Below are 19,349 nucleotides of genomic sequence, written 5' to 3'. Positions count from 1 at the left end.
CGCGGCGGGGACGGCGCTTGCATCATCGCCGGATGGACGACACCCCGCGCTGCGCCCCAACCGCCGTTGCGCGCCTGCGTGTTGCGGCTGCCGGGGCGGGCTTCACCAGGTCCTGCGACACACGCACCGGCAGCCTGCTGGCCGCGCTCGCGGCGACCCGCCCGGCCGGGCGGGTCCTCGAACTCGGCACCGGCGCCGGCGAGGGCACCGCCTGGCTGCTGAGCGGGATGGACCCGGCCGCGTATCTGGTCACCGTCGAACGCGACGCCGGTGTCCAGACGATCGCCCGCGAGGAACTGGCCGCCGACCCGAGGGTGACCTTCGTGACGGCGGACGCGGGGCCATGGCTGGAGGAGTACTCCGGTGACCCCTTCGACCTGGTCTTCGCGGACACCTGGCCCGGCAAGTTCACCCACCTGGAACGGGCCCTCGCCCTCGTCGCCCCCGGCGGCACCTACCTCATCGACGACCTGACCCCCCGGCCGGACTGGCCGGAGTCCCACGAGGCCGCCGTGACACGCCTGTTGGCCGACTTGGAGGGCCGTCCGGACTTCCGCTCCGTCCGCCTGGCGTGGTCGAGCGGCCTGGTCATGGCGGTGCGGGGTGCGCCGGGCGGGCGCGAGCAGGCGAGGGCGGGAGCGCGAGGGTGAGCGGGAAGGGTTGGCCGGCGACAGCGGGTCGCTGGACGCCGGGTGTTTTCCCACCGCTGTTCCGTCACCTGAGCGGTCAGAGCTGTCCCCGGCTTCCGGAGGGAACCGGTGCGGGACCGTCGGCCACGATCCCTTCCGCATCCCGGAGAGCGGAGTGCCTCGGCAGCCGCAGGCCCATCAGCACGCAGGCCGCCATCAGCACCGCCCCGCACAGGAACACCGCGTCCATCGCGTCGACGTAGGACCTCACCCCCGCCGCCCGCGCCGCGCCCGTCAGCGCCGTGAGCGGGCCTGGGCCGTCGTACAGCCTGGTGATCACCGTGCCGAAGAGGGCCGCGCCCAGTGCCGTGCCCAGGGTCTGGAAGAAGCGGATGGCGGTGGTCGCCACGCCCAACTGGTGCCGCGGGGCCGCGTCCTGGACCAGCTGGATCAGCTGGCCGAGGAGCAGGCCGAAGCCCATGCCGACGAGGAGCAGGTCACCGCGGAGCAGCCAGAGGGACGTGTCCGTGCCGAGGGTGGACAGCGACAGGAACGCCACCGTGCCGATCGCCGAACCGGCTATCGCGAAGGTCCGCTCGTGCCATCCGCGTTCCGTGAGCCTGGCCGAGAGCACGCCGACCACGGTCATGCCGAGCGCCATGGGCAGCAGGTAGAGGCCGGCCGAGGAACTGGCGATGCCCCGGGCCACCTGGAGATAGACCATGACGTAGTACATGGCGCCCACCAGCGCCGCCCCCATCAGCCCCTGGATCGCGAACCCCCACCGCAGCTCCGGCACCCGGAACAGGGACAGCGGCAGGATCGGCTCGGGCGCGGTGCGCTGGCGCTGCAGGAACAGGGCGAGCGCGGCCACCGCGGCCACGGCCAGCCCGACGATCTGCGGTGACGACCAGGCGTACTGCTTGCCGCCCCACTCCGTCAGCAGCAGCAGCGACGCGGAGAACGCGGCGGCGAGGGCCGCACCGAGGAAGTCGATGCGGTGGCGGTGCGGCTGCCGGGGGAGTTTCAGGACGAGCGCGCCGAGGACCAGGACGGCCAGGCCGAGCGGCAGGTTGACGTAGAAGATCCAGCGCCAGCTCGCGTGGTCCGCGAGGAGGCCGCCGATCCACGGGCCCAGCGCCATGCCGCCGCCGGAGACGATCCCGCCCATGCCCGCGCCCTTGGAGTCCTTCGCGCCGGGGCCTCTCAGCTCGGCGATCACCACCATCGTGACGCTCATCAGCCCGCCCGCGCCGATGCCCTGCACGGCCCGCGCGGCGATCAGCGCGCCTATGGACTGGGCCGCCCCGCACAGCGCCGAGCCGGCGAGGAAGACGCCCACCGCCGTCAGGAAGACGCGCTTGGCGCCGAGGGTGTCGCACAGCTTGCCGTAGAGCGGAAGCACCGCGGCCGACGCCAGCGCGAACGCGCTGACCAGCCACGGGATCTTGTCGATGCCGTGGTCCGGGTCGAGGTCACGGACGATCGGCACGGTCGCCGCGGACACGATCTGCATGTCCAGGACGGCCAGGACGATCGTCACCAGACAGACGAGGAAGCCGATACGGCGTTGGGTCTCGGTCATGCCACAACGATGAAGGAGAGACGTATACCGAGTCAATCTTTTTTTCGGGCTTATTTTTCGTCCCGGATCATAATTCGTCTTGGTACAGTGGAGTCATGGCTGCTGAGGCGATGGGGCTGCGCGAGCGCAAGAAGATCCAGACGGAGCTGCGGATCCACCGCACGGCCGTGGAGCTGTTCCTGGAGAGGAGCTTCGACGCGGTCTCCGTGCAGGAGATCGCCGACGCGGCCGAGGTGTCGAAGATGACCGTCTTCAATTACTTCGGGACCAAGGAGGACCTGGTCTTCCGCCCCATCGAGGACCACTTCTCCGACGCCGCCCGCGCCGTCCGCGACCGCGCCCCCGGCGAGTCCGCGGTGGCCGCCGTGCGCCGGCAGTTCCTGGAGATGATCGAGACCCGCGACCCGTCGATAGGGCTGCACGTCGAGCCGTTCGGCCGCCGGATCCGCCGCCTCATCGTGGAGACCCCGGTCCTGATGGAGCGCGCCTACCTCGCCTCGGAGAAGGGCGCCCGCGAACTGGCCGACCTGCTCGAGGACGAGACCGGCGACCCCGTCCTCGCCCTGATCGCCGCCGCCACCCTCAACGCCGCGCGCACCGCGCTGGTCGAGGACCACCACCGCCGCCTGGACGCGGGCGCGGCCGTCGAGGAGGTCGTCGTGGACGCGGCCGAGCGCGCCCGGCACGCCTTCGACCTGGTGGAGCGCGGCCTCGGGGACTACGCCCGCAGACCCGCCTGACCCCGGAAAACGCCGTGAGCAGCCCCGTCCCGGGGATTAGGCTCACCGCCATGCCCCCGGCCAAGAAGCGCGCGCGTACCTACGACCCGGCCAAGACCCGCCTCGCGGTACAGGCCCAGTTCGGGAACGTACGGAAGGCGGTGGCGACCCTCACCCCCGGCCAACTCGCCCTGCCCACCCGGCTGGGCGACTGGACCGTCCGCGAACTCGTCGCGCACACCGGCATGGCGCTCACCGCGATCCACCGCTCCCTGGACCGCCCCGCCCCGCCCGCGCAGGATGTCGTGCTCCTCGACTGGCCCTTCGCCACGGCGGCCGACTCCGAGGCCATCGACGACTTCACCCGCACCCTCGTCGCGGACCACCCCGACCTCGGCGCCTACCTCGCCGACATCGACCGCAGCTTCGGCGCACTCCTCGACACCCACCCCGGCACCCGGCTGCTGGAGACCAACGCCGGCGCGCTGCCCCTCGCCGACTACCTCGTCACCCGCACCGTCGAACTCGTCGTCCACACCGACGACCTCAACGCCGCCGTCCCCGGCCTCGACATCCCCTACGACCGTCAGGCCCTCGCCGCCTGCACCCGCCTGCTGGCCGACGCGCTCGCCGCGAAGGCCCCCGGCGGTTCGACCGAGGTGCGCATCCCGCCGTACGCCGTCGTGCAGTGCGTCGAGGGGCCCCGGCACACCCGCGGCACCCCGCCCAACGTCGTCGAGACCGACCCCCTGACCTGGCTCCGGCTCGCGACCGGGCGGACCCGCTGGGCGGACGCCGTGGAAGCGGCGAAGGTCAGCGCGAGCGGGGAGCGGGCGGATCTGAGCGCGCTGCTGCCGATCATGGGCTGACCCCGGGCGCCCCGGAAGTCTTCCGCGAGGGCTCGGGAGGGAACCCGTCCTCCGTCCCTCCCGTCCCATCCCCATGGACACACAGCGATTCACCCTCGCCGTCCTGGCCGTCGTCCCGCTCGTGGTCGCGTGCGGCAGTGAGAAGGCGGGCAGCGGCAGCGAATCCGTCGACGCGCAGCGGCCCGTCACCGGGGTCGACTGGCGGGTGCAGGGCATCACCGCGGACGGTGCGACCACACAGGCGCGGGGCAAGCCGTACCTCGCCTTCGACGCGAAGAGCGGCAAGGTCGGCGGCCGGCTCGGCTGCAACGCCGTCAACGCGACGGCCACCGTCCGTCCCGCGCAGATCACGCTCGGCCGACCCTCCACCACCCGAATGATGTGCGACGCCTCACTCATGAGCACCGAACGCGCCCTGCTCGCCCTCTTCGACGGCCGCGTCGACTACCGAGTGGATCACGACACCATCACGCTGACCAGCGAAAACGGCACGATCGTGCACGCCGTCGCCGACGAGTGATCCACTACCGGCGGGTAACCCGAATTCGGACCAGTGGTCGATCTCGCCTACACTCGGTGCCGTGCCACGTGGTGACGGTCGACTCAGTCATGATCTGCTCCCCGGCGAGAAAGGACCCCAGGACGCTTGTGGCGTCTTCGGAGTCTGGGCTCCCGGTGAAGAGGTCGCCAAGCTCACTTACTTCGGGCTCTACGCCCTCCAGCATCGAGGCCAGGAATCCGCGGGTATCGCGGTCAGCAACGGCTCGCAGATCCTCGTCTTCAAGGACATGGGCCTCGTCTCGCAGGTCTTCGACGAGACCTCGCTCGGTTCGCTCCAGGGTCATATCGCGGTCGGTCACGCCCGCTACTCGACCACCGGCGCCTCCGTGTGGGAGAACGCCCAGCCGACGTTCCGCGCCACCGCGCACGGTTCGATCGCGCTCGGCCACAACGGCAACCTGGTCAACACCGCCCAGCTCGCCGAGATGGTCGCCGACCTGCCCAAGCAGGAAGGCCGGACGCCCCGCGTCGCGGCCACCAACGACACCGACCTCCTGACCGCGCTGCTCGCGGCCCAGGTCGACTCCGACGGCAAGCCGCTGACCATCGAGGAAGCCGCCCACGCGGTTCTCCCGCAGGTCAAGGGCGCCTTCTCGCTCGTCTTCATGGACGAGCACACCCTCTACGCGGCCCGCGACCCGCAGGGCATCCGCCCGCTGGTCCTCGGCCGCCTGGAGCGCGGCTGGGTCGTCGCCTCCGAGTCCGCCGCCCTCGACATCTGCGGCGCGGCGTACGTCCGCGAGATCGAGCCGGGCGAGTTCGTCGCCATCGACGAGAACGGCCTGCGCACCTCCCGATTCGCGGAAGCGAAGCCCAAGGGCTGCGTCTTCGAGTACGTCTATCTCGCCCGCCCCGACACCGACATCGCCGGCCGTAACGTGTACCTCTCCCGTGTGGAGATGGGCCGGAAGCTCGCCAAGGAAGCTCCGGTCGAGGCCGATCTGGTCATAGCGACCCCGGAGTCCGGCACCCCGGCCGCGATCGGCTACGCGGAGGCCTCGGGCATCCCGTTCGGTGCGGGTCTGGTGAAGAACGCCTACGTCGGCCGTACGTTCATCCAGCCTTCGCAGACCATCCGGCAGCTCGGCATCCGGCTGAAGCTGAATCCGCTGAAGGAAGTCATCAAGGGCAAGCGCCTGGTCGTCGTCGACGACTCGATCGTGCGCGGCAACACCCAGCGGGCGCTGGTGCGCATGCTCCGCGAGGCCGGGGCCGCCGAGGTCCACATCCGGATCTCGTCCCCGCCCGTGAAGTGGCCCTGCTTCTTCGGCATCGACTTCGCCACCCGCGCGGAACTCATCGCCAACGGCATGACCATCGACGAGATCGGCACCTCGCTCGGCGCCGACTCCCTGTCGTACATCTCCATCGACGGCATGATCGAGGCGACCACCATCGCCAAGCCGAACCTGTGCCGCGCCTGCTTCGACGGCGAGTACCCGATGGAGCTCCCGGACCCCGAACTGCTCGGCAAGCAGCTCCTGGAGACCGAGCTGGCGGCCGGTCCGGCCGCCACGGCAGCGGCCGACGCGATCCGTCGCCCGTAAGCCCCGTATCACCAACCCGAAAGATCCCAGGCAATGTCTGCTGCATCCGATCGGTCGACTCCGTCGGCGGACCCTTCTGCCGGTGCCTCCTACGCGGCGGCCGGTGTCGACATCGACGCCGGCGACCGCGCCGTAGAACTCATGAAGGAGTGGGTGAGGAAGACCCGCCGCCCCGAGGTCCTCGGTGGCATCGGCGGCTTCGCCGGGCTCTTCGACGCCTCCGCCCTCAAGCGGTTCGAGCGCCCCCTGCTCGCCTCCGCCACGGACGGCGTCGGCACGAAGGTCGACATCGCCCGCCAGATGGGTGTCTACGACACGATCGGCCACGACCTGGTCGCCATGGTCATGGACGACATCGTGGTGTGCGGCGCCGAGCCGCTCTTCATGACCGACTACATCTGCGTCGGCAAGGTCCACCCCGAGCGGGTCGCGGCGATCGTCAAGGGCATCGCCGAGGGCTGTGTGCTGGCAGGCTGCGCCCTCGTCGGCGGCGAGACCGCCGAACACCCCGGGCTGCTCGGCCCGGACGACTTCGACGTCGCGGGCGCCGGAACGGGCGTCGTGGAGGCCGACCGGCTGCTCGGCGCCGACCGCATCCGCGAGGGTGACGCGGTCATCGCGATGGCGTCCTCGGGACTTCACTCGAACGGGTACTCGCTCGTCCGGCACGTGCTCCTCGGCCAGGCCGGCCTCGACCTGGAGGCGCGGATCGACGAGCTGGGCCGCACGCTCGGCGAGGAACTCCTCGTTCCGACCCGGATCTACTCGCTGGACTGCCTCGCCCTGACCCGTACGACCGATGTGCACGCCTTCTCGCACGTCACCGGCGGCGGACTCGCCGCGAACCTCGCCCGGGTCGTCCCGGACGGCCTGCACGCGATCGTGGACCGCTCCACGTGGACCCCGGCCCCGATCTTCGACCTCGTCGGCAGGACCGGCCAGGTCGAACGCCTGGAGCTGGAGAAGACCCTCAACATGGGCGTCGGCATGATCGCGATCGTCCCCGAGGAATCGGCGGACGCGGCCCTGGCCACCCTGGCCGACCGCGGGGTCGAGGCGTGGGTCGCGGGCGAGATCACCGAGCGGGGCGATCACGCGACGGGCGCGGAGATGGTCGGCGACCACGCGGCCTGATCAACGACGGCGGCCGTACGGCAGGCAGCACAAAACCCGGTCCGGTGTGAGGTGCCCCGGACCGGGCGAGGTGCAGTCAGCTGACGGGAAGATGTACCGCTGAGCGCGCTGCAAGCGATGACGGCAAGCGATTACGCACCGCGACGATGCGATTGAGGACCGGACTCGTCGTCCTCGTCCTCATCGTCGTCGTTATAGAGATCCGCGTACTGAGCGTACGGGTCGTCTTCTTCCTCGTCGTCGTCCTCGAACGGCTCGCCATTCGGCGGCTGGCTCGAAGTCGAAGCGCCCAGCTCATTGGCCAGACGCGAGAGGTCAGTCCCGCCGCTGCTGTACTTCAGCTGGCGGGCGACCTTCGTCTGCTTGGCCTTTGCCCGGCCGCGCCCCATGGCTCGACCCCCTCGGATACGGGGCTCGGTGGCCCCAGAGTCTTGACACGCGTTCATGATCTGGAACGGACTCTCCGTGGAGAGACCGGTCCGTAGGGCTTCCACGGTACCTGAGCCCGCGCCCATACGGTACGTCGCCCGCAGCACGTGCCGGGCTCCAGGACCCGCGAGGTGCCCTGTACTCGCTGGTCAACCGCGATTTTAACCACTTCTTGGCAGCCGACCCGCCGATGAACGTGAGAGTTCTCTCCAAGTCGTCGCCGACGGGTACCGAAGACGCCTGCCGAGGGGCTTACCGGAACCTCAGCGTCCGCGCACGGCGGCGGCCTCGTGCATCCGCTGCTCGGCGATCCGGTCGGCCGCGGCGGCCGGCGGAATACCGTCTTCCTTCGCACGTGCGAATATGGCCAGCGTGGTGTCGAAGATCTTCGCCGCCTTCGCCTTGCACCGGTCGAAGTCGAACCCGTGCAGCTCGTCGGCGACCTGGATCACGCCACCGGCGTTCACCACGTAGTCCGGCGCGTAGAGGATCCCGCGGTCGGCGAGGTCCTTCTCGACGCCCGGGTGCGCCAGCTGGTTGTTGGCCGCTCCGCACACCACCTTGGCGGTCAGCACGGGCACGGTGTCGTCGTTCAGGGCGCCGCCGAGCGCGCAGGGGGCGTAGACGTCGAGCCCCTCGACCCGGATCAGCGCCTCCGTGTCGGCGACGGCCGTCACGCCCGTCGGGTGCTTGTCGAGGATCCGCCGTACGGACTCCTCGCGCACGTCGGTGATCACGACCTCGGCGCCCTCGTCCCGCAGGTGCTGCACGAGGTGGTGCCCGACCTTGCCGACGCCGGCGACGCCGACCTTGCGGCCGTGCAGCGAGGCGTCGCCCCACAGGTGCCGGGCGCTGGCCCGCATGCCCTGGAAGACGCCGAAGGCGGTGAGGACGGAGGAGTCGCCCGCGCCGCCGTTCTCCGGGGAACGGCCGGTCGTCCAGCGGCATTCGCGCGCCACGACGTCCATGTCGGCGACATACGTGCCGACATCGCACGCGGTGACGTACCGCCCGCCGAGCGAGGCCACGAACCGGCCGTAGGCGAGCAGGAGTTCCTCGGTCTTGTCGCGCTCCGGATCACCGATGATCACGGCTTTCCCGCCGCCGTGGTCGAGACCGGCCATGGCGTTCTTGTACGACATCCCGCGCGCGAGGTTGAGCGCGTCCGCGACGGCCTCCTCCTCGCTGGCGTAGGGGTAGAAGCGCGTACCGCCCAGGGCGGGGCCCAGGGCGGTGTTGTGGAGGGCGATGACGGCCTTGAGGCCGCTGGCCCGGTCCTGGCAGAGCACGACTTGCTCATGACCGCCCTGGTCCGAGTGGAACAGGGTGTGCAGGACGCCGTTGTCTACGTCGGTCACGGTGGTGACTCCTGGGTAAGTGGCGGCGGTTGGAGACAGGCTCCCGTAGGGGTGGCGGGTGCCGTGGCATGAGCGTAGAGCCTGCGTCAGGCCGGCATCCGTGCAGTGTTCAGGATCACCTACCGAAGGGGGTTGTCCGTGCGACGATTTGCATAGTTTTCCCGCGCGTTTGTGAGCGGGTTCCGGAGGTTTTCCTGGCGGACGGCGGGGGAGGGAGCAGGCGTGCCCAAGAAGGTGTCCTCGGTGATCGTTCCGTACGCGACCTATCTACGGGTCTACGAGCCGCTGGCCGCCTTCCCCGAGCCGGAGCGCGGCCACTGGACGCGGTACGCCCGTCGCCCGGACCGGCCGTCGTACCAGGACGAACTGCGCCGCGCGCTGGCCGATCTGCTGCCCACCCCGCCGGTTCCCGTCCCGGTGCACGAGAGCGCGGACGCCTTCGTGGTGGAGGTCGACGGCGTGGTCTGCGTCTGCCCCTGGCGCACCCGGCTGCGCGGCTGGCAGGCCCTGGGCGACCTCGCCGAGGAACTGCCGCCGCCGGTCCTGGACGCCGTGCTCCCGCCGTTCGTACGGGACCAGGCCACCCAGGACTACGAGCGCTGGCTGGCCCGGAACCCGGACGCCCGGCCGTGGATCCGGACGGCGACCTGGCAGGTGCCGCTGAACTGGTTCGTGCTCGTCGGCGACGAGGAGCGGCGCTACGACAAGGCGTCCGGGGACGATCCGCCGATGCTGCGGTACCGGACGCCGATGGTGCAGGCGCGGCGGCGGGTGGCGCGGGCGCTGCGGGCCCTGAAGGACGCGATCGACGACGGCCCGCTGATCGAGGGCCTGGTGGACGTGGGGCGCTGGCTGGAGGAGTTCCACCCGCGGTCCCTGGTCGAGCTGGACTACGGCGGGCTCGTGCACGTCCTGCCGGCCGGCGAGCTGGAGGACGACCACTCGGCGGCCGATGTGGCGGCCGGCATCGAGGCGCTGCGGACCGGGGACGGGGCGGCGGCGGGCGAGGCGTACGGGCGGCTCGTGGAGCGCTGGCGGTCGGTCAGGGACCGGCGCTCGGCGAACTGACTCCGGCAGTCGTCCCGGTCACACATTCGAACGTGGCTGACATCTTCGAACAGATGCGCATAGGATTCTTACGGTTCGTCAACACGGGACGTAGGTCCCGATCCGGGCGATTGTGCCCAAGCGTGACGGACCGCACGTGCAGACGCCTTGCGCCGCTTGCCCCTCCTCGTGCCAAAATAGGACAAGGAGTCCGGGGAGGACTCCATCCGTCATGCTTTGGGCGGAATCTCGGCATTGCGCGCTTTGGGGGGTCTGGATGACTCCTGATCACCCCTGTGACTGATCGTCACAGTGGTGTGACTGTCCGCTATGGCATGGTCCATCGGCTTCCGTCGCTGATGGACACCTGGGAGGGCAATTCCATCGGTTTGGCCTACGCGGTTGGACAGATGGTGTAGTTGTAGTGCCGAGGACAAGCCGTTCGTCCTATAACCGACTCGACTCGCGTCCGCCATTTCGGGCAACGCGGGTCAAGGTGCAGAATTTAGAGGAAAGAACCGAGAAGGTTCGGTTCTCCCGAGGAGGCCGCTCATGACCGCTCGCACCCCTGATGCCGAGCCGCTGCTGACCCCGGCTGAGGTCGCCACGATGTTCCGTGTGGACCCCAAGACGGTCACGCGGTGGGCGAAGGCCGGCAAGCTCACTTCGATTCGCACGCTCGGCGGACACCGCCGTTACCGCGAGGCGGAGGTCCGTGCACTGCTCGCGGGCATCCCGCAGCAGCGCAGCGAAGCCTGACCAACTGAATACGGGCGAATCGGCAGGTCCCCCAACCCGCCTGACGCCCGACAGCACAGCTCCAAGCGACGCGGGTTCTGCCCCAACAGGGCCCACGCCCAACGCTTTTGAAGTAACTGAACAGGGTGCGTCGTAGATCGCGCTGGACTCCGCCGGGTCCAGCGCGATCTTTTTTTGTGCCTGGTCGTGGGTGCGTGCGCGGTGGGCGCGGGGTTCTGTGAGGGACCTTGTCGGAGTCTGGGGAGGGCTGTCGGATCTCCTGTGGACCATCCCTCGTAGGGGTGCAATTGCACATATTAAATTGACTAGTTGTAGGTGGGGTGTAAGTTCCGACGTTTCAAAAACTTATGCGGTGACACCCGTCACATGCCAGACGGCTTGTTGCCTCTGACTTATGTGCGCTAGGAGGTCTGGTCCTGTGGAGCGTCCTCCGGCTCCCGGGGTGGCGGGGCGTCCATCGCCAGCCGCAGGAGGCGGTGGCAGATCGGGCAGTGCCGGGTCGCGTGGCGGTACGAGGTGGCGGCCGCCAGGTGCGCGCGGAGCAGGGCCCGCGTCTCGTGCCTGACCGAAGCCGCCATGCGCCACCTCCGCGGCCTCGCGGGAACGGGGCCTGGTTTCTGGGTACCTGGCGGGTGAAGCGGCGTCAAGGGTGCCGTCCGGGCGCGGAGTGGGCGCGGGCGCCCCTGGGGGCCGCGCCGCGGGACCCCGCGCGCACACGAAGAAACCCACCCCCGGAAGGGGGTGGGTTTCTTCGTTCATGCGGTCCTGACGGGATTTGAACCCGCGGCCTCCACCTTGACAGGGTGGCGAGCACTCCAAACTGCTCCACAGGACCTTGCTCCGCGGCACTTGATGGTGCGTTGTGCTGCGAGACGAGACTGTACAGGAGGGGGGCCCGCCTGGTCGAACTCACTCGGTGTGCGGGCTCCGTTACGGAGCGGCGGCGTCGATCGCCTTGACGATCCGCTTGTCGGAGACCGGGTACGCCGTGCCCAGCGCGTGGGCGAAATAGCTGACCCGGAGCTCCTCGATCATCCAGCGGATGTCCCGTACCGAGGCCGGGACCGGGCGGCCCTGGGGCAGTTGCTCCAGGAGCCACGCGTACTCGTCCTGCATCTCGTGGACCTTCTCCATGCGGGTGGTGTCCCGCTGGACCCCCGTCGGCATCTGCTGGAGGCGGCGGTCGGCGGCCACCAGGTAGCGCATCAGGTCGGGCAGCCGGCGTATCCCCACCGCCGTGACGAAGCCCGGCTTCACGAGGGCGTCCAACTGGGCGCGGACGTCCGCGAGGTTGGGCAGCAGCGCGGGGCTGTGCGCGGCCTTCAGACGGCGCTCACAGGCCTGCCAGGCGGCCAGCACCTGCTGCACCTGGCCCACCGCGCGGACCGTCGTGTCGACGATCTCGGCGCGCACCTTCTCGTAGAGCTTCCGGTACGACTCCTCGTCCCACGCCGGGCCGCCGAAGTCGCCGATGAGCCTGTCGGCCGCCGCGAGCGCGCAGTCGTCGAACAGCGCCTGGATCGAACCGTGCGGATTCGCGGACAGGGCGAGCTTCTGCGCGTTGGTCAGCTTCTCGGACGCGAACTTCGCCGGGTTCACCGGGATGTTGCGCACGATGAGCCGGCGCGTGCCCTTCCACATCGCCTCCGCCTGCTCCTCCTCCGTGTCGAAGAGCCGTACGGAGACGGTGTCTCCGTCGTCGACCAGCGCCGGGTACGCCTTCACCGGCTGGCCGGCCCTGCGGGTCTCGAAGACGCGCCTCAGCGTGCCGATCGACCAGTCGGTGAGGCCCTTGCGCTCCAGGGACTCGCCGCCCTCGCGCTCGGCCGTCGCCGCGGCCGCCTGCGAGATGGCCTGGCGTGCCTTCGGCTTCAGGCGGACCTTCAGCGCCTCCAGGTCCTTGTCCTCGGCGATCTTGCGGCGGCGCTCGTCCACGATCCGGAAGGTGATCAGGAGGTGGTCGGGAACCTTCGACCAGTCGAAGTCCTCGGCGGTGAAGGGGACGCCGACCATGCGCTTCAACTCCCGCGCCATGGTGGTCGTCAGGGGCTCCTGGAGCGGGGCCGCCGTCGCCAGGAAGCGCTGGGCGAAGTTCGGGGCCGGGACGTAGTTGCGGCGGATCGGCTTCGGGAGGGAGCGGATCAGTTCCGTCACGACCTCCTCGCGCAGCCCCGGGATCTGCCAGTCGAAGCCCTCGTCCGTGACCTGGTTGAGGACCTGGAGCGGGATGTGGACCGTGACACCGTCCGCGTCCGCGCCCGGCTCGAACTGGTACGTCACCCGGAACTTGAGCCGTCCCTGGTGCCAGGAGTCCGGATAGTCGGCCTTGCTGATGTCTCCGGCACGCTCGTTGATGAGCATCGAGCGCTCGAAGTCGAGGAGTTCGGGCTCTTCGTGGCGCTTGTGCTTCCACCACGAGTCGAAGTGGGCGCCGGACACGACGTGTTCGGGCACCCGCTGGTCGTAGAAGTCGTAGAGCGTCTCGTCGTCGACGAGGATGTCGCGGCGGCGGGCCCGGTGCTCCAACTCCTCGACCTCGGTGAGGAGTCGGCGGTTGTCGGCGAAGAACTTGTGGTGGGTGCGCCAGTCGCCCTCGACGAGCGCGTTGCGGATGAAGAGCTCGCGGCTCGCCTCGGGGTCGATGCGGCCGTAGTTCACCTTGCGCTGGGCGATGATCGGGACGCCGTAGAGCGTGACCTTCTCGAAGGCCATCACGGCCGCCTGGTCCTTCTCCCAGTGCGGTTCGCTGTACGTCCGCTTGAGGAGGTGGCCGGCGAGCGGCTCGACCCACTCGGGCTCGATCCTGGCGTTGACGCGGGCCCAGAGACGGGACGTCTCCACCAGCTCCGCCGACATGACGAAACGCGGGGTCTTCTTGAAGAGCGCCGAACCGGGGAAGATCGCGAACTTGGCGCTGCGGGCGCCCAGGTACTCGTTCTTCGCGCCGTCCTTCACGTCCTTCATGCCGATGTGCGAGAGCAGGCCGGCGAGGAGGGAGACGTGGACGCTCTGCTCGGCCGCGTCCTCCTCGTTGAAGTGGATGCCCATCTGCTTGGCGACCGTGCGGAGTTGGCTGTAGATGTCCTGCCACTCGCGGATGCGGAGGAAGTTCAGGTACTCCTGCTTGCACATGCGGCGGAACGCGGAGGAACCGCGCTCCTTCTGCTGCTCGCGGATGTACCGCCACATGTTCAGGAACGCCAGGAAGTCGCTCGACTCGTCGCGGAAACGGGCGTGTTGCTGGTCCGCCTGCGTCTGCTTGTCCACCGGGCGCTCGCGCGGGTCCTGGATGGAGAGCGCGGCGGCGATCACCATGACCTCGCGGACACAGCCGTTCTTGTCGGCCTCCAGGACCATGCGGGCCAGGCGCGGGTCCACCGGGAGCTGGGCCAGCTTGCGGCCGGTCTGGGTGAGGCGCTTGCGCGGGTCCTTCTCGTCCGGGTCCAACGCGCCCAGTTCCTGGAGGAGTTGGACGCCGTCACGGATGTTGCGGTGGTCCGGCGGATCGATGAACGGGAACTTCTCGATCTCACCGAGACCGGCCGCCGTCATCTGCAGGATCACGGAGGCGAGGTTCGTCCGCAGGATCTCGGCGTCGGTGAACTCCGGGCGGGCCTCGAAGTCCTCCTCCGAGTACAGCCGGATGCAGATGCCGTCCGACGTACGGCCGCAACGCCCCTTGCGCTGATTGGCACTCGCCTGGCTGACCGCCTCGATGGGCAGGCGCTGCACCTTGGTCCGGTGGCTGTAGCGGCTGATGCGGGCGAAGCCGGGGTCGATGACGTACTTGATGCCCGGCACGGTGAGCGAGGTCTCGGCGACGTTCGTCGCCAGAACGATCCTCCGCCCGGTGTGCTGTTGGAACACCCGGTGCTGCTCGGCGTGCGAGAGGCGGGCGTAGAGCGGCAGCACCTCGGTGCGCTGCCCGTCAGCGCCTCCGGCGCGGTAGTTCTTCTTCGTCAGCGCGTCCGCCGTGTCGCGGATCTCCCGCTCGCCGGAGAGGAAGACGAGGATGTCGCCCTTGCCCTCGCCCTGAAGCTCCTCCACGGCGTCGCAGATCGCGGTGATCTGGTCGCGGTCGGAGTCCTCCGAGTCGTCCTCCAGCAGCGGGCGGTAGCGGACCTCGACCGGGTACGTCCGGCCGCTCACCTCGATGATCGGGGCGTCGCCGAAGTGCCGGGAGAAACGCTCGGGGTCGATGGTCGCCGAGGTGATGACGACCTTCAGGTCCGGGCGCTTGGGCAGCAGTTGGGCGAGGTAGCCGAGCAGGAAGTCGATGTTGAGGGACCGCTCGTGGGCCTCGTCGATGATGATCGTGTCGTAGGCGCGCAGTTCGCGGTCGGTCTGGATCTCGGCGAGCAGGATGCCGTCCGTCATCAGCTTGATGAACGTCGACTCCGGGTTCACCTGGTCGGTGAAGCGGACCTTCCAGCCGACGGCCTCGCCGAGCGGGGTGTCCATCTCCTCCGCCACGCGCTCGGCCACCGTGCGGGCGGCGATGCGGCGGGGCTGGGTGTGGCCGATCATGCCGCGGACACCGCGGCCGAGTTCGAGACAGATCTTGGGGATCTGGGTGGTCTTGCCGGAGCCGGTCTCGCCCGCGACGATCACGACCTGGTGGTCGCGGATCGCGGCCGCGATGTCGGCCTTCTTCTGGCTGACCGGGAGTTGTTCGGGATACGAGACGGCCGGGACCCGGGTGCGCCGCGCGGCCATCCGCTCCTCGCCGCGGGCGACCTCGGTCTCGATCTCGGCGAGGACCGCGGCACGGGCCTCCGGTCTGCGTATCCGGCGCGCGCCTTCGAGCCTGCGGCCGAGGCGGTGCGCGTCGCGCAGGGTCAGCTCGGTCAGGCGGGGGGCGAGGTCACCCAGGGCGGGGGAGCCGGGTGCCGGGGCGCCGGGTGCGGAGGCGGGGTGCGTAGACATACGCCGTCAAGGATCTCACCTCGGCGAAATTCCTGGCGAATGAATTGTCCCGGGTCAGTGGTCCGGGGCGGGCTCCGCCGGCGGGGGCACCGCCGGGCCGACCGGCCGGCCGGTGTCGGCTCCGCTGTCAGCGCCGGTGGCGGTGGCGATGCCGGCGTCCGGCTGTCTGCCGGCCTCCTTCGACATCGACTGCGCCGTGTTCGACACGGCCTTGATGCCCAGGTACGCCGTCGTCAGCCCCGCCATCGCGGTGAACGCCGAGGTCAGGACGCCCACGATCACCGCACGGTCGCCGTTCAGCTGCCATACGCCGAAGATCGCCACCGCGGTGATCGCGAGGTTGCTGCCCACCACCGCGAGCAGTCCGTACCGCGCCCGAATCTTCTCCAGGTCGGTGTCCTGGCTCATCGCGCCCCACCCTGTGTCGTCCGGTCACGACGAAAGCCCCGTCCCGGTGGGACAGGGCTTTCGATCCGGTGGCTGGGGCCGGGGTCGAACCGGCGACCTATCGCTTTTCAGGCGATCGCTCGTACCAACTGAGCTACCCAGCCACGAGGTTCCTTGCGGAACCTCAGCGGTCCTGACGGGATTTGAACCCGCGGCCTCCACCTTGACAGGGTGGCGAGCACTCCAAACTGCTCCACAGGACCAAGCTTTTGTGCGCTGACCGGCAAGAGCCAGTGTCGCACACGGTGTTGCGTGCCCCCAACGGGATTCGAACCCGTGCTACCGCCTTGAAAGGGCGGCGTCCTAGGCCGCTAGACGATGAGGGCTATCGGCCCGCCTGGGCGCTTCTCAGCGCGTCGGGGACGTGAGAAGCATATGGGATGGCGGGAGGTATCGCCAAAACGGTTTACGGGGCCGACGGGGAGGGGCTCGGGGAGGGCGTCCGGGGCGGACTCGGAGACCGGGTGGAGGTCCCGCCCGGGGACGGGGCCGGGGACGAGCTGGGGGACGGATCAGGGGTCGGGCCGGGGGACTGGGGTGCTCCCGGGAGGTTCTCCTTCGGGAGGTGGCGGCTCACCTCCGCCGTCGTCAGGCCGAGGCCGCCGAGTTTGATCTCGTCCCAGGCCTGGAGCCGGCGGGTGTCGCGGTCGACGTAGAGGATCGACGCCTCGATGGGGTCGGGGTACTTGCCCTCGACCGCGCGCAGGCCGCTGCCGCCCGTCGAACCCTCGATGCGCAGGCGGGTGCCGTGCTTCATCACCTCGGTGCCCTCGTGGTGGAGGTGGCCGGCTAGGACGAGGGGGACCTCGCCGTCGGTCTGGCGGGCGGCCGACGGTTCGTGGACGAGCGCGATGTCGACCGGGGTGCCGGCGGCCCGCTGGTCGCGGAGCGCGGAGGCGAGCTGGTCGCCGGCGAGCTCCTCCGAGTTGTCGGCGCCGGTCGCGGTCGAGCGGTCGGGGGTGAACTGGGGGTCGCCGATGCCCGCGAAGCGCACGCCCGCGACCGTCTCCGCGCGGCCCTCGTCCAGGACGTGCGCGTTCTTGATGCGGGCGAGGTAGCGCTGGGTGGCGAGGGAGTCGTGGTTGCCCCTGACCCAGACGTAGGGGACACCGAGGTCGCCGATCGGGTCGAGGAAGCCGTTCTCGGCGGTCGTGCCGTGGTCCATGGTGTCGCCGGTGTCGACGATCACGTCGACCTTGTACTGCTCCACCAGCGAGGCGATGATCTTCCAGCTCGCGGGGTTCAGATGGATGTCGGAGACGTGCAGGATGCGGATCGTGGTCGGGTCCGGCTGGTAGGCGGGAAGCGTCGACGTGACGTCGTAGAGCTTGGTCACGTTGGTCACCAGGCGGGCCAACTCCTGCTGGTAGACGTCGAATTCGGTGACGATGCTGCGGGCGTTGCCGACCAGGGACGGGGCGCTGGAGAGCAGGCCGGAGAACTTCGGTTCGAGGATCGACTTCGGGTTCCAGGTCGCGTACGCCGTCGCTCCGGACGCGGCCAGGAGGGTCAGGGCCAGGCCGCCCGCCGCCAGGGCCCTGCGGGGGCGGCGGTAGACCGCGAGGCCGAGCGTCGTGGCGCCCAGCACCACGGCCGCGCAGGACCGTACGGCCAGGTCGAGGGTGCCGTGTTCCACGTCGCGGGCGACCTCGTCCTGGAGGCCGGAGATGCGCTCGGGGTGGTCGACGAGGGACTGGGAGCGTTCCGGGTCGAGCTGGTCGACGTTGACGTCCAGGCGGACCGGGGCGTGGTGGCTGTCCAGGGACAGGGCGCCGAGCGGGGACACGTTGATCTTCGTGCCGCCGGTGAGGGACGGGCGCAGGGTCATCGTCGTGTTCATCGGGCCGACCTGGGCCCGTACGTCGCCGACGATCAGCAGGCCGAGCCAGGCCCCGGCGGCGACGACCATGACGAGGCCGAGGGCGCGGGTCCAGGGGTGCGGCTGCGGGACGAGTTCGACGGTCGGGCGGGGACGGCGACCGCGGTACCTGCGGATCAGGGCGTGCCGGGTCCGGCGGAGTCGGTTCAGGGCTGCGAGGGGGACGCTGGCCATTGGTCCCGTATGCCCAGGGGTGGGGGCGGGTATGCCGGTGCGTCAGCCCCAGCCCAGTTCGTGCAGGCGCTCGTCCTCGATGCCGAAGTGGTGGGCGACCTCGTGGACGACGGTGACGGCGACCTCGTGGACGACCTCCTCGGTGGTCGCGCAGTGCCGCAGGGTCGGGCCCATGTAGATCGAGATGCGGTCGGGGAGGACGCCGGCGTACCACTCGCCGCGTTCCGTGAGCGGTGTGCCCTCGTAGAGGCCGAGCAGCTCGGGGTCGGACGGGTCGGGTTCGTCCTCGACGAACACCGCCACGTTGTCCATGACCCGCGTCAGCTCCGGCGGGATCCGGTCCAGGGCTTCGCTCACCAGCTCTTCGAACGCCTCGCGTGTCATCTCCAGCACACGCCCATTGTCGGGGACGGACGCCGGTTCGGGGCGGCGGCGGCCGAACGGGCCTGTCCTGTGTGTGCCGGTACGGGATGAAGTGGGGTGCGGGGGTGGGCAGTTGGCGACGCGGGTGGTCGTCGTAGCGGCTGCTTCCGGCCGGTGTCGGGGCGGGAAGGGGTGTTCTCCGGCCAGGAACGGGCGGCGCCGGTCGGACGCGTGTCTTCCGGTGGGCGCCGGGAGTTGAGAGGGGGACTCCCTTTTTCCGCCTCGGAGGTGGCCCCGTGCGCCCCATGTACGTACCCGTCCGTCTGGCCGCCGCGGTCGCCGTCGTCGCCGCTGCCGCCGGCTGCATGAGCGTGGGCGACGACGCGGGCGGCGGTGCCAGGCCCTCGCACTCCGCCGGGCGGCACGCCGGAGAGGCGCCCGACGGCGGTCCGGGGGCGCCGGGCGGCGGGAGCGGGTCCGGCGGGTCCGGGGGTGACGGGAAGCACGGGCACGGGAAGCCCAGGCCCGGGGAGTCCGCCTCGGGTTCGGCCTCGCCGTCGGCGCCCGGCGACGCGGTGAGCCCGACCTCGTCCAAGGCGCCCGGACCCGGTACGAGTCCGAAGCCGGGCGGGCCGACCACGGCCGCGCCGCAGCCGACCCCGACGCGGACCCCGCCGCCCCCGGACCCCACGCCGAGCGCGCAGTCGCCGTCCGCCCAGCCGACGGTGGCGGAGCCCTCGTCCTCCGCGCACGAGGACCCCGTGCCGCAGCTCGTCGACCGGGAACCGGCGCCGGCGGCCGGTTCACCGGCGTAGGAACGGAACGGCTGTGATGTACGTCAATCGAGGCTGGTTTGCCTCGGGGGGTGGTGGGTGCGTATGGTGGTAGATCGTTTGATCCCATTGCCCGGCGCCACTGCAGAG

General features: G+C 70.2%; 17 protein-coding genes and 4 tRNA genes. 9 read left to right on the top strand and 12 right to left on the bottom strand.

Features of this window, described 5'->3' with window-relative positions:
• Positions 1 to 32: 32 nt before the first annotated feature.
• Positions 33 to 650 carry an O-methyltransferase gene (locus tag ACIPTO_RS22330; protein WP_401194877.1) on the top strand — a complete coding sequence of 206 codons (618 nt, stop codon included), beginning with the start codon at positions 33 to 35 and terminating at the stop codon, positions 648 to 650.
• A gap of 76 nt (positions 651 to 726) precedes the next feature.
• Here ACIPTO_RS22330 and ACIPTO_RS22325 read toward each other — a convergent pair whose 3' ends face one another.
• Positions 727 to 2,214 carry an MFS transporter gene (locus tag ACIPTO_RS22325; protein ID WP_401194874.1) on the bottom strand — a complete coding sequence of 496 codons (1,488 nt, stop codon included), beginning with the start codon at positions 2,212 to 2,214 and terminating at the stop codon, positions 727 to 729.
• 95 nt (positions 2,215 to 2,309) lie between these two features.
• On the opposite strand from ACIPTO_RS22325, the gene ACIPTO_RS22320 reads away from it, so the two are divergent.
• From ACIPTO_RS22320 to purM, 5 genes are all read left to right on the top strand, one after another.
• Positions 2,310 to 2,954, top strand: a complete 645-nt coding sequence (locus tag ACIPTO_RS22320; protein ID WP_401194872.1) for a TetR/AcrR family transcriptional regulator — start codon at positions 2,310 to 2,312, stop codon at positions 2,952 to 2,954.
• A gap of 50 nt (positions 2,955 to 3,004) precedes the next feature.
• Positions 3,005 to 3,802, top strand: a complete 798-nt coding sequence (locus ACIPTO_RS22315) for a sterol carrier family protein (RefSeq protein ID WP_401194870.1) — start codon at positions 3,005 to 3,007, stop codon at positions 3,800 to 3,802.
• Between the two features lie 73 nt (positions 3,803 to 3,875).
• Positions 3,876 to 4,322 (top strand): META domain-containing protein, encoded by a 447-nt coding sequence (locus ACIPTO_RS22310; protein ID WP_401194868.1) that lies wholly within the window; start codon positions 3,876 to 3,878, stop codon positions 4,320 to 4,322.
• A gap of 61 nt (positions 4,323 to 4,383) precedes the next feature.
• The gene (gene purF, locus ACIPTO_RS22305) at positions 4,384 to 5,910 is read left to right on the top strand and encodes an amidophosphoribosyltransferase (protein ID WP_366319030.1); all 1,527 of its coding nucleotides are present in this window, start codon (positions 4,384 to 4,386) and stop codon (positions 5,908 to 5,910) included.
• Positions 5,911 to 5,943: 33 nt separating this feature from the next.
• Positions 5,944 to 7,044 (top strand): phosphoribosylformylglycinamidine cyclo-ligase, encoded by a 1,101-nt coding sequence (gene purM / locus ACIPTO_RS22300; protein ID WP_366319032.1) that lies wholly within the window; start codon positions 5,944 to 5,946, stop codon positions 7,042 to 7,044.
• Between the two features lie 131 nt (positions 7,045 to 7,175).
• On the opposite strand, the gene ACIPTO_RS22295 is transcribed toward purM, so the two are convergent.
• Together ACIPTO_RS22295 and ACIPTO_RS22290 are read right to left on the bottom strand one after the other, a co-directional pair.
• Positions 7,176 to 7,433 carry a DUF3073 domain-containing protein gene (locus tag ACIPTO_RS22295; protein ID WP_266770676.1) on the bottom strand — a complete coding sequence of 86 codons (258 nt, stop codon included), beginning with the start codon at positions 7,431 to 7,433 and terminating at the stop codon, positions 7,176 to 7,178.
• 303 nt (positions 7,434 to 7,736) lie between these two features.
• The gene (locus ACIPTO_RS22290; protein WP_401194863.1) at positions 7,737 to 8,831 is read right to left on the bottom strand and encodes a Leu/Phe/Val dehydrogenase; all 1,095 of its coding nucleotides are present in this window, start codon (positions 8,829 to 8,831) and stop codon (positions 7,737 to 7,739) included.
• A 222-nt stretch (positions 8,832 to 9,053) separates the two neighbouring features.
• Between ACIPTO_RS22290 and ACIPTO_RS22285 the strand changes: the two genes are divergently transcribed.
• Positions 9,054 to 9,899 carry a hypothetical protein gene (locus tag ACIPTO_RS22285; RefSeq protein WP_401194860.1) on the top strand — a complete coding sequence of 282 codons (846 nt, stop codon included), beginning with the start codon at positions 9,054 to 9,056 and terminating at the stop codon, positions 9,897 to 9,899.
• Between the two features lie 531 nt (positions 9,900 to 10,430).
• The gene (bldC, locus tag ACIPTO_RS22280) at positions 10,431 to 10,637 is read left to right on the top strand and encodes a developmental transcriptional regulator BldC (protein WP_003949541.1); all 207 of its coding nucleotides are present in this window, start codon (positions 10,431 to 10,433) and stop codon (positions 10,635 to 10,637) included.
• A 401-nt stretch (positions 10,638 to 11,038) separates the two neighbouring features.
• Here the strand turns inward: bldC and ACIPTO_RS22275 are convergent, their stop codons facing one another.
• From ACIPTO_RS22275 to ACIPTO_RS22235, 9 genes are all read right to left on the bottom strand, one after another.
• Positions 11,039 to 11,215, bottom strand: coding sequence for a DUF6274 family protein (locus tag ACIPTO_RS22275; RefSeq protein ID WP_401194857.1), 177 nt, complete (start codon positions 11,213 to 11,215; stop codon positions 11,039 to 11,041).
• Between the two features lie 182 nt (positions 11,216 to 11,397).
• Positions 11,398 to 11,472 (bottom strand) — tRNA-Asp (locus tag ACIPTO_RS22270).
• A gap of 95 nt (positions 11,473 to 11,567) precedes the next feature.
• Positions 11,568 to 15,563 carry an ATP-dependent RNA helicase HrpA gene (gene hrpA / locus ACIPTO_RS22265; protein WP_401194855.1) on the bottom strand — a complete coding sequence of 1,332 codons (3,996 nt, stop codon included), beginning with the start codon at positions 15,561 to 15,563 and terminating at the stop codon, positions 11,568 to 11,570.
• Between the two features lie 54 nt (positions 15,564 to 15,617).
• The gene (locus tag ACIPTO_RS22260; RefSeq protein WP_401194852.1) at positions 15,618 to 15,971 is read right to left on the bottom strand and encodes a hypothetical protein; all 354 of its coding nucleotides are present in this window, start codon (positions 15,969 to 15,971) and stop codon (positions 15,618 to 15,620) included.
• Positions 15,972 to 16,040: 69 nt separating this feature from the next.
• A tRNA-Phe gene (locus ACIPTO_RS22255) sits at positions 16,041 to 16,114 on the bottom strand.
• 24 nt (positions 16,115 to 16,138) lie between these two features.
• Positions 16,139 to 16,213 (bottom strand) — tRNA-Asp (locus tag ACIPTO_RS22250).
• A gap of 50 nt (positions 16,214 to 16,263) precedes the next feature.
• Positions 16,264 to 16,336 (bottom strand) — tRNA-Glu (locus ACIPTO_RS22245).
• Positions 16,337 to 16,416: 80 nt separating this feature from the next.
• The gene (locus ACIPTO_RS22240; RefSeq protein ID WP_401194850.1) at positions 16,417 to 18,063 is read right to left on the bottom strand and encodes a metallophosphoesterase; all 1,647 of its coding nucleotides are present in this window, start codon (positions 18,061 to 18,063) and stop codon (positions 16,417 to 16,419) included.
• Between the two features lie 42 nt (positions 18,064 to 18,105).
• Positions 18,106 to 18,456 (bottom strand): metallopeptidase family protein, encoded by a 351-nt coding sequence (locus ACIPTO_RS22235; RefSeq protein WP_266770685.1) that lies wholly within the window; start codon positions 18,454 to 18,456, stop codon positions 18,106 to 18,108.
• 275 nt (positions 18,457 to 18,731) lie between these two features.
• Between ACIPTO_RS22235 and ACIPTO_RS22230 the strand changes: the two genes are divergently transcribed.
• Positions 18,732 to 19,241 carry a hypothetical protein gene (locus tag ACIPTO_RS22230; protein WP_366319046.1) on the top strand — a complete coding sequence of 170 codons (510 nt, stop codon included), beginning with the start codon at positions 18,732 to 18,734 and terminating at the stop codon, positions 19,239 to 19,241.
• Positions 19,242 to 19,349: the final 108 nt, after the last annotated feature.

The organism is Streptomyces sp. NPDC090083 (assembly GCF_044747445.1).
GTDB lineage: Bacteria > Actinomycetota > Actinomycetes > Streptomycetales > Streptomycetaceae > Streptomyces.
Note: the sequence above shows the minus strand (reverse complement) of the source record. Positions and strands in the feature narration are given on the sequence as shown.

Coding starts and splice junctions, on each gene's coding strand:
- ACIPTO_RS22330 (WP_401194877.1), top strand. CDS start 33: ATGGACGACACCCCGCGCTGCGCCCCAACCGCCGTTGCGCGCCTGCGT.
- ACIPTO_RS22325 (WP_401194874.1), bottom strand. CDS start 2,214: ATGACCGAGACCCAACGCCGTATCGGCTTCCTCGTCTGTCTGGTGACG.
- ACIPTO_RS22320 (WP_401194872.1), top strand. CDS start 2,310: ATGGCTGCTGAGGCGATGGGGCTGCGCGAGCGCAAGAAGATCCAGACG.
- ACIPTO_RS22315 (WP_401194870.1), top strand. CDS start 3,005: ATGCCCCCGGCCAAGAAGCGCGCGCGTACCTACGACCCGGCCAAGACC.
- ACIPTO_RS22310 (WP_401194868.1), top strand. CDS start 3,876: ATGGACACACAGCGATTCACCCTCGCCGTCCTGGCCGTCGTCCCGCTC.
- purM (WP_366319032.1), top strand. CDS start 5,944: ATGTCTGCTGCATCCGATCGGTCGACTCCGTCGGCGGACCCTTCTGCC.
- ACIPTO_RS22295 (WP_266770676.1), bottom strand. CDS start 7,433: ATGGGGCGCGGCCGGGCAAAGGCCAAGCAGACGAAGGTCGCCCGCCAG.
- bldC (WP_003949541.1), top strand. CDS start 10,431: ATGACCGCTCGCACCCCTGATGCCGAGCCGCTGCTGACCCCGGCTGAG.
- ACIPTO_RS22275 (WP_401194857.1), bottom strand. CDS start 11,215: ATGGCGGCTTCGGTCAGGCACGAGACGCGGGCCCTGCTCCGCGCGCAC.
- hrpA (WP_401194855.1), bottom strand. CDS start 15,563: ATGTCTACGCACCCCGCCTCCGCACCCGGCGCCCCGGCACCCGGCTCC.
- ACIPTO_RS22260 (WP_401194852.1), bottom strand. CDS start 15,971: ATGAGCCAGGACACCGACCTGGAGAAGATTCGGGCGCGGTACGGACTG.
- ACIPTO_RS22240 (WP_401194850.1), bottom strand. CDS start 18,063: ATGGCCAGCGTCCCCCTCGCAGCCCTGAACCGACTCCGCCGGACCCGG.
- ACIPTO_RS22230 (WP_366319046.1), top strand. CDS start 18,732: ATGTACGTACCCGTCCGTCTGGCCGCCGCGGTCGCCGTCGTCGCCGCT.